Source organism: Edaphobacter aggregans DSM 19364 (assembly GCF_000745965.1).
In the GTDB taxonomy this organism is placed as follows: domain Bacteria; phylum Acidobacteriota; class Terriglobia; order Terriglobales; family Acidobacteriaceae; genus Edaphobacter; species Edaphobacter aggregans.
In genome coordinates, this window is sequence record NZ_JQKI01000191.1 from 1 (window position 1) to 8215 (window position 8215).

The 8215-nt window shown below is 55.8% G+C and carries 8 protein-coding genes and 1 pseudogene; 3 read left to right on the forward strand and 6 right to left on the reverse strand.

All coding sequences use genetic code 11. From position 1 onward, the window contains the following. The 3 genes from Q363_RS28880 to Q363_RS28895 all read right to left on the reverse strand — a co-directional run. A partial coding sequence (locus Q363_RS28880) for a two-component regulator propeller domain-containing protein (RefSeq protein WP_157467792.1) occupies window positions 1–2635 on the reverse strand: 2635 nt, incomplete at its 3' end. A gap of 41 nt (window positions 2636–2676) precedes the next feature. Further along, complete coding sequence (locus Q363_RS28885) at window positions 2677–3795, reverse strand: LamG domain-containing protein (protein WP_051979484.1); 1119 nt, start codon at window positions 3793–3795, stop codon at window positions 2677–2679. 315 nt (window positions 3796–4110) lie between these two features. After that, window positions 4111–4482 (reverse strand): hypothetical protein, encoded by a 372-nt coding sequence (locus Q363_RS28895; protein ID WP_035357630.1) that lies wholly within the window; start codon window positions 4480–4482, stop codon window positions 4111–4113. Between the two features lie 321 nt (window positions 4483–4803). Between Q363_RS28895 and Q363_RS47070 the strand changes: the two genes are divergently transcribed. Then, window positions 4804–4992 (forward strand): transposase, encoded by a 189-nt coding sequence (locus tag Q363_RS47070; RefSeq protein WP_425387800.1) that lies wholly within the window; start codon window positions 4804–4806, stop codon window positions 4990–4992. Here the strand turns inward: Q363_RS47070 and Q363_RS28900 are convergent. Beyond that, window positions 4989–5453, reverse strand: a complete 465-nt coding sequence (locus Q363_RS28900; RefSeq protein ID WP_051979485.1) for a response regulator — start codon at window positions 5451–5453, stop codon at window positions 4989–4991. The genes Q363_RS47070 and Q363_RS28900 overlap by 4 nt on opposite strands. Window positions 5454–5793: 340 nt before the next feature. On the opposite strand from Q363_RS28900, the gene Q363_RS42410 reads away from it, so the two are divergent. After that, complete coding sequence (locus tag Q363_RS42410) at window positions 5794–6084, forward strand: hypothetical protein (protein WP_169747178.1); 291 nt, start codon at window positions 5794–5796, stop codon at window positions 6082–6084. Further along, the gene (locus Q363_RS28910; RefSeq protein ID WP_157467796.1) at window positions 6050–7099 is read left to right on the forward strand and encodes a tetratricopeptide repeat protein; all 1050 of its coding nucleotides are present in this window, start codon (window positions 6050–6052) and stop codon (window positions 7097–7099) included. The genes Q363_RS42410 and Q363_RS28910 overlap by 35 nt, the downstream gene beginning before the upstream one ends. A 4-nt stretch (window positions 7100–7103) precedes the next feature. Here Q363_RS28910 and Q363_RS39410 read toward each other — a convergent pair. Together Q363_RS39410 and Q363_RS28915 are read right to left on the reverse strand one after the other, a co-directional pair. Beyond that, window positions 7104–7319, reverse strand: a pseudogene (locus tag Q363_RS39410) (transposase); the annotation flags it as partial. 65 nt (window positions 7320–7384) lie between these two features. Beyond that, a partial coding sequence (locus Q363_RS28915; protein WP_157467798.1) for a sensor histidine kinase occupies window positions 7385–8215 on the reverse strand: 831 nt, incomplete at its 5' end.

An 8215-nucleotide genomic window follows, 5' to 3' on the forward strand; every position in this document is an offset into this window, starting at 1 on the left:
ATTTCTCGCGCTCTTGTTCTGCACGCTTGCGATCCTCAATGTCCGTGAGGGTTCCGTACCATTTAACAATGTTTCCATGCTGGTCCCGAAGTGGTACACCACGCACCAGAAACCAGCGATATTCCCCGTCAGCGGCGCGACGGAACCGCGCCTCGTCTTCGAAAACCTGTCCGGTTGCAACAGAGATGCGCCACTTCTCGGAGTTGCGCACAAGATCCTCGGGATGGATCGCACACTGCACACCTGCGCCTGAAGTCTCCTCGACAGAAAGCCCGGTGTATTCAGTCCAGCGCTTATTTACAAATGTGCAGAAGCCGTTAGACAACGCGGTGAAAGTCATCGCCGGAATTGTTTCCACAACGTCCCGCAGACGCTTTTCCTGACTCTTGAGTCGATGAACGCGCCACCGATAAAGTGCCCAAAGTATCGCAATAAAGACGGCGATGCACGACAATCGGAACCAGTAAGTTTGATAGTAGGCCGGGGCGACGTTCAAAGCGATCGCAGTTTCTGGCCCGTTCCACAGCCCCTCGCTGTTGCTGGCGACTAGCCGGAATCGATAGGAGCCGGGCCCAAGGTTCGTGTAAACGGCTTCTCGCGCTGCAACCGGCTGGCTCCAACTCCTGTCGAAACCTTCGAGAAAATATCGAAAGCGAATCCGCCCGGGCGCGGCGAGGCTCAGCCCCGTGTACTCAAATGTGATTCGTCTGGGAGATGGAGGAATTTGAACGAAGGCGGCGAGATTTGCGGTGTTGTTATCGGCGGTGATCGCCTCGATGTGAGGCAGCGCGGGAACTGAATTGTCATTGATCAGGGATGGATTAACAACCGACAAGCCGCTGCTAAGTGAAAACCAGATCCTGCCCGCCGAATCCGAGACCACCGATCGGCTCCGCTTCACTCCTCCAGTGCTCTCGAGACCATCGGCCTGGTCATACTCGCGAACGTCGACTGCTTTCACAACACCGCTTAGCAGTTTGTCGCGCGGAATGCGCAAAACATGATGTGAGGTCGCAATCCAAAACCTTCCGCTCTTGTCGTCCGCCATCCCGAGGATTTGTTCGCGCAAAACGTCGGGCGACTCATTAGGAACTTGAAAATGACTAGAGGCAAAAGAGGCAAGACCAGCAGACGTTCCACTCCAGAGAGTTCCGGATGAATCCTCGAAAAGGCAGTTCACCTCTGGGGAAGGCAAACCCTCTACCGTTGTATAGGTTCTCCATTGGCCGTTTGAAAAAGAACTCAGCCCGGTAGGTGTCGCAAACCACATTGCACCATCGCGGGTTTCAAGGATGGACGAGACGGTATTCGAAGCGAGGCCGTTGGTCGTCGTGTAAGTGGTGAAGTGCCCATCTTTGAATTTGCTGACGCCGCCGTTTAGTGTGCCGGCCCACACAGAGCCATCTCGGCTCTCATAAACAGCATAGGCACTGTTTTGGACCAGTCCGTTTGCCTCTGTATAACTCTGGCTCGCTATCGCACCGTTGCGAAATCGTAGACGGGTCAGTCCCCCGCGTTGACGTCCGGCCCACACCACATCTGCCCGTCCACTGATGGAATAGACGACCTCATTTGGTGGTATCGATGTAACGGGTTGAACGCGGCCGTTCTGGAGAACATACAGCCCACCTTGAGTGGGAGCGAGCCAGGTGCGGCCCTCCGGGTCGACATATACAGGGCCATTGTGTCCGAAACGACGATCGCTAATAGATGAATAGGTTACGAACGCACTGTCCCGAATGCGGCCTAGCCCTCGCGCACCTCCGATCCAGAGATTTCCTTCGCGGTCCTCGAACAGAGCGTTAATTCCGCCGTCTCCGCGAAGCTCATTTTCTTCGGAGAACGAAATGCCTTTCCCGTTGATGCGCAGTAGCCCGCGCGTCGTACCCACCCACATATTCGAGTCACGATCGCGCAGGATGCTCAAAACCTGGATATTACCGAGGAGCGACGGCAATTCGAGCCGACGAAAGCCTGTGCCGTTCCCGTGATACAAGCCTGTGTCGGTGCCGACCCACAACTCTTCACCGATCGGCAGCAGAGAATTGATCTTTCGGTCAGGCAATCCTGCGTTCACCCGGGTAGCTCGCCCGCCCGTAAGAAAAAAGAGGCCATCGCCGAGTGTCCCCAGCCAAACCTTGCCATCGGCTGTTTCTGCTAGAGAGATTACTGGCGGTGAAGTGGGTCCCAATTTCTGAACGTGGTCTTCCATGAAACGCAATGTGCCCTGCTCGAGGTCCGAAACCAGTACTCCGCCGTGGTTATCTTTTGACAGAGCGGTGATTGCGTCTGGACCGTATCTGACGCTCTCAAACTTGCCATCTTTGTGGCGTACGAGAACGGCGCCCTGTGGACGGATCCACAGTTTTCCGCCAGCATCCGTAAGCAGTTGCAAGATGGGAACGTTCGAAGCGGTGGCGATGGAAGTAAAAGAGACAGGCCTGAAATTAAAGCCGTCGAACCGTATCAGGCCTCTGTCGGTTCCAATCCAGAGGTATCCATCTGCGGTTTGCGCGATGCCGTTGACAGCGCCTCCGGGAAATCTGGTTTCGGTCGTCCATTGTTCGCGGACGTACTGCGAAGGCAGACGGTTGGGATCGAGTGCACGTGCATCGGTGACAAGGCCCGCTAGCACGATTCCAATAAGAATCCATCGAGTTTGCTTCAACCAGCAATTCACGGGAGGTACTCGAATTTGTCGATTATGACCTCGGTTTCGTTTCTCAGGGGTATTTGGCCTAGATAAAATAGATACAAAGCGATGCGTACCGATTCTCCCCCCGGTAAAGGCACACCGGAGGTAAACACATGCCGGTTAATGACACGGCCGCCGCCTGTATTACCCGATCCCGCTTCGGTCGAAAACGTTACTTGCCCTGGTTCCCAGCGGAAGGAGTGTGTGTAGGCACCCGGCGGCGCCCGAAAGGTAACAAAGTTAGCTGGAACGTAGTAAGGCTGGACAACATAATGTACGTTGTCATTATCAAGGTATCCCCAACGACCAAGCTCAACGTCCAACTCGCGCCGGTTCCTCTCCGTGCCAGCGCCGTCCCAGGTGATTAGCGTTAGAAGAGCAGAAGGTTCGAGATGAGAGACATCGCGCACCTGGAACCTGTATGTTCCGTATCCCAGGCTGCGCGTGAGCTTCACCTCCGCCGCAGCCCACTTTCCCGGGCTTCCCGAAATGCGAAGATGCAGTGCACCTCTTTCATCCGTCCAAACGTTCGCAGGATCGAAGAAGTTTCTTGACCCAGCGTGAAAAATTGGCCCGGTGCTCGTCGTCCACTCGTAACCGCTAAAGTTCAGTATCTTCGGCGACGGGAGTACCGGCGCTGGGCCTTCCCCGTTAACGACTGCCAGCGCCACCACGCCGTTGCCGACGATCGGTAACGATTCAGTTTGTTCAGGCGGATTGTAGGTTGGATCAACCAACAGAGCGGCATATTCTATTCCCAAGTAGACTGAAGCTTTCCACCGGCCGTCAACTTCGATATTCGTAAACGGCTGCCCTGATTGCCGGCACACGCCCCATCGTCCATCTGTCTTTGCGTACAACACGATTCGCTGCCCGGGTCGAGCCCCTGTGGCACGACCTTCGATTATGTCTGTCTTGTAGTCACGATCTTCGATTATGTCTGTCTTGTAGGGATTCTCCTGATATGCGGCAGGGACCTTGCTGAAAGCAACTGTCGGAGCTGAATTTTTTGATGAAGAGTGACATCCGGTCAGCACAAAGGACGCCAACAGCACTGACAATGTTGCGGTATGTGCGACTATGTGCGGGCGCGACATCATCGATCTCCGTCACGAAGGATTAAGCGTTAAGTTCGCACGAGTGCGCCGTGTCGTACCCGAGACTGCGATTTAGGAATATTTCTGCACACGACCACCTGCCCGATTTCTTCTTGATCTGCACGTGGAGCGCGCCGCTCGCGTCGGTCCATGCATTTTCAGGATTGTAGAAGTTGCTCGTGCCTCCCTTGTCACTCTCAATCATGCGAACACCCCAATCATAGCCGCTGGATTTGAGCGATCCGGTCGGGTTAAACTGCGGCGTTCCAACGCCCTTCACAATTGTCACGAGAGCAACGGAACGGCCTTGGGTCGGAGCTACATCCATCTGGGCAGCGGATGATAATCCGGCTCCACCAAAAACGCAGCATACTCAAATCCGAGATGAGTTTCCGTGCTCCACGTTGAGTCTGCTTTGATGGGAATGAAGGGATGATCAGGCCAGGGCTGCACCCACGATTGCCCGCTGTGCGCATAAATAACAATCTGCTGCTTTGGTCGAGCGTTTCTTACCCGTCCAGAGATCGTGTCGACTCTTTCTCGTCCACCTTGCGCCGCCGGCGGAATATGGGTGAACTCGATCGAAGGTCCGGAATTGGCTTTATGCGACTGGCAACTGTTCAGCGCAATGCAGAAAATCAGCAGCAGCGATCGCTGCAAGAGAACTGGGACCAACAGTTGCAGTTGCATGTGACTCCACAATAGACTGCCGGATGCGCGAGGTGAGAGGCACCCTGCAGAGTGCTTGGACGAAATCTTACCGCACGGGAGCCCGGTGTGCACCTTCAATGAGGTCCGACCACTGGCTTGCCTGATACCTGACCTGGTCACCGCCACTCTTGCCGCTCACGCACCTTCTTTTTATGCAAGAAATCAATGACTCAGGAGACTAGACAGAAGCAAGATTTGATAAGGGCCAAGAATGCTTCACCTGGTCCTGCGTGATCAGCTGCCCGACCGATCCGCTCTCCGTCTGCACCGCGATGGCGGAAGCCTCGCGCACTGTCGGGAATTACTGGCCAGACCGAACATGTCTACGACGAAGTCAACTACGCGGCCGCGAGTTGGAAGCGGGAGCGCCGCGTCCTCCTCAAGGCCGAGGTAGTTTACGGCGAAGGCAAAGAGCCCAAAGACAACCCACGCTTCGTCATCACCAACATGACACAGAGTCCGCAATGGCTCTACGAAAAGGTCTACTAGGTCGTGAGGTGCAGCGGGGCGCTGTCGACCCAGGCCTCTCTAACGGCAATGTCGATCGTGATGTCTCCCGACGTGAATCGGTTAGGCCCTGCACGCCGCTCATCCAGCCGGCGCAAGATCGCCTTGATGCGGGCGACCAGCTCTCGCGGGTTGAACGGCTTCGGCAGATAGTCGTCGGCTCCAATCTCCAGGCCGACGATGCGGTCGATATCATCTCCACGGGCTGTCAGCATCAACACAGGAATCGAGGACCGTGAGCGCAGTTCTTTGAGAAGCTCCATGCCACCCATGCGTGGCAGCATCACGTCCAGGATCACAAGTGAGTACTCGCCGGAGCTTGCTAGCTCCAATCCGCGCTCCCCATCGTGAGCCGCGTGGAGAACGAATCCGTCCTCACCGAGGCGTTCGGCGAGCAGTGCACAGAGCTCGGTATCGTCGTCGATAATCAGCAGGCGGTTCATGTCAGTCGGTCGTTCTGTGCTTCTCCAGATAGTAGCCGCGGGAGCCGTACCGTGCGCAATCTTTACCTACCTTTACATTCCCTGACCAATCTTTATCGCACGCACTTCTTCGTGGTGTTGTACTCAAGACGCATTACGAGGTGCACTGATGGGACGCAAAGCACTTTGGACAGTAGTTGGATTGGCTGTAGTTGCCCTTGCCGTAGCTGTTGCGCGGGCGGACTTCAGAAGAGGACACGGCTGGTGCGGTAACGGATGGCATCGTGGGGGGCCATTGGGTTACGTAGCTCGTGAACTCAAGCTGAGTGACGCCCAGGTCTCTCAGGTCAGGTCGATATGGATGGAAGAGCGCCCCACGGTAACAGCACTGCTCAAAGACATGATCAGCGGAGCGCATCAATTGGCCGATGCGACCACCGGCGGAAAGTTCGATGAGGATAAGCTGCAAGCGACTGCGGCCGCGGAAGGCAATACATTTGCCAAGTTGCTCATAGAGAAAGAGCGTTTTATATCGCGCGTTTATACCACCGTCCTGAACGAGCAGCAGCGCCAGTCCGCAGACAGGCTGCAGCAACGCTGGCTGGACAGGATGGACCATGCCATCACGCGGCTGGAAAAACAAAGCCGGTAGGCTGGCGAACCGAATTCACGGAACAGGTGCAACCATGCGTAACTCCCTTTCGTTGATCCTGAAAGATAAAGTTGCCACTACGTTTCTCTCGCTGTTCATCGCGTGCCCACTGCTGGCGCAAACAACGCCGGACCAAAGACTTGCTCATGCATACGCGCTGGAACGTGAGGGCAAACCCGCCCAGGCCATTGTTGAGCTCCATGCACTGCTCGATGAAAAGTCTCTGGACACTCAGGCAGTTGGCAAAGCCTGGAATGTTCTGGGGCTTGCTTATGAAGATCAAGGCGACTATCTCGACTCTCAACATGCCTATGAGAGATCAATTCGAACACTCGAAGGCTTGTCGAACAATATCGAGGACTATGCCATGGCGTTGGACGATTTCGGGGGGCTATATCTAGAGGCCGGGCAACTGGAACTTGCAGTCAGGCTGAGACAAAAGGCATTCAGTCTGTACGAGAAGATCAGCGATCACGCTGGCATGACGCGGGCCTCACGCAATCTCGCAGGGATTGCCTTTAGCCGGCAAAAGACCACCGAGGGCAGGAGATACCTGGAGCGGGCCGTCACAGAGGCACAGTTAGCGAACGATCTCGATAGCGATGATCTTGCGGCCATCGCCTCGATGCAGGGGTGGCTGGCCCAGCTCGATGGCCACCGGGAGATGAGTGTATCGCGATATAAGCAATCCCTTGATCTGCTGCTAAAACGCCACGGCGAAGAGCATCCGTTTGTCGGATGGGGCTACATGCTTCTGGGAAGAGCACACGCCGATGTGGGTGAGTTGACAACCGCGCTTGCCGAGATGAGCCAAGGCCGTGCGATCCTTGGCCGCACTCTGGATAGCCAGAACCCGAAGTACCTCACGGCGGAAATAGCTTATTCGCATGTGCTCGATGCGACAGGAGCCCATCTGGAAGCTGCGCGGATAAGAACAAATGCGGAGCGTGGGTTGAAGGAAGGGTTCAGTCACCGGTGTAACAACTGCACGATAAGCGCCGCCGCATTTCAATGAAGCGCTGCTGATACACCACCGGCCACGGCGGAAGATCGTTCGGCATCATCCGCCAGTGCGCCCCCGTCTTCACCAGCCAGCGCAGAGCGTTGAACACCGCACGCAATCGGTGCGACCGCTGCGCAGCGTCCTCCCGGCACAACGCCAGGTAGGGCGCCACAAACGCCCACTCCTCATCGCTCACATCGCTCGGATAACCAACCTGACCCTTATTCCCCATCCAAACTATCCTGCGCGATGACAACAACACAATCACCGCCTTCCTAGAGATGGGAATTAAAGTTATTAACAGCCTCTAGGTAACCAGGGTCTTGGCTCCATTACCTCGGTCGGCAAGGTGAAATGAAAGGTTGCACCTCGTCCATCGTTAGCGGTCGCCCACAACCGGCCGCCATGCGACTCTACAATGGAACGGCAGACGGCTAAACCCATCCCGCTACCCTGCGTCTTGGTGGTAAAGAAAGCAGAAAAGATCTGATCGCCCTTGTCCGTTGGCAGTCCCACGCCTGTGTCACTGACCGAGAACAGCAGTTGAGAATCATGGAGCTGCGACCTCACCGTAAGCTCTCCGCCCGAGTCCTTCATGGCCTCAATCCCATTAAGCATGAGGTTCATGAACACCTGCTGCAGCTGCACACGGTCTACCATGGTTTTGGGCAGTTGAGCGGCAAGCTCCATGCGCATGGCAATCGAGTATCCCGTCGCCTCACCTTTCAGCAGCGTGAGCATTTCGTGAATGATCCCGTTCACGTCGACCAACTCACGTAGTGGAGGAGACTTGCTGTAGAGGGACCTTATACGGTCGATGATTTCGGCTGCGCGTTTTCCTTCCGACACGATGCTCGTTGCTGCCTCGCGTATCTCGTCAAGATCGGGTCGGTCGCGCTTAAGCCATTGCAGGCAGGTATCAGCATTCGCCACGGTGGCAGCGATGGGCTGCTTGATTTCGTGTGCCAGCGACGCGGCCAGTTCTCCCAACGTGCTCACCCGATTGATATGTGCCAGATCGGCCTCGAGTTCTCGCAATTTCTCGCGCTCTTGTTCTGCACGCTTGCGATCCTCAATGTCCGTGAGGGTTCCGTACCATTTAACAATGTTTCCATGCTGGTCCCGAAG

Coding starts and splice junctions, on each gene's coding strand:
- Q363_RS28900 (WP_051979485.1), bottom strand. CDS start 5,453: ATGAACCGCCTGCTGATTATCGACGACGATACCGAGCTCTGTGCACTG.
- Q363_RS28885 (WP_051979484.1), bottom strand. CDS start 3,795: ATGATGTCGCGCCCGCACATAGTCGCACATACCGCAACATTGTCAGTG.
- Q363_RS28910 (WP_157467796.1), top strand. CDS start 6,050: ATGCCATCACGCGGCTGGAAAAACAAAGCCGGTAGGCTGGCGAACCGA.
- Q363_RS28895 (WP_035357630.1), bottom strand. CDS start 4,482: ATGCAACTGCAACTGTTGGTCCCAGTTCTCTTGCAGCGATCGCTGCTG.
- Q363_RS42410 (WP_169747178.1), top strand. CDS start 5,794: ATGGAAGAGCGCCCCACGGTAACAGCACTGCTCAAAGACATGATCAGC.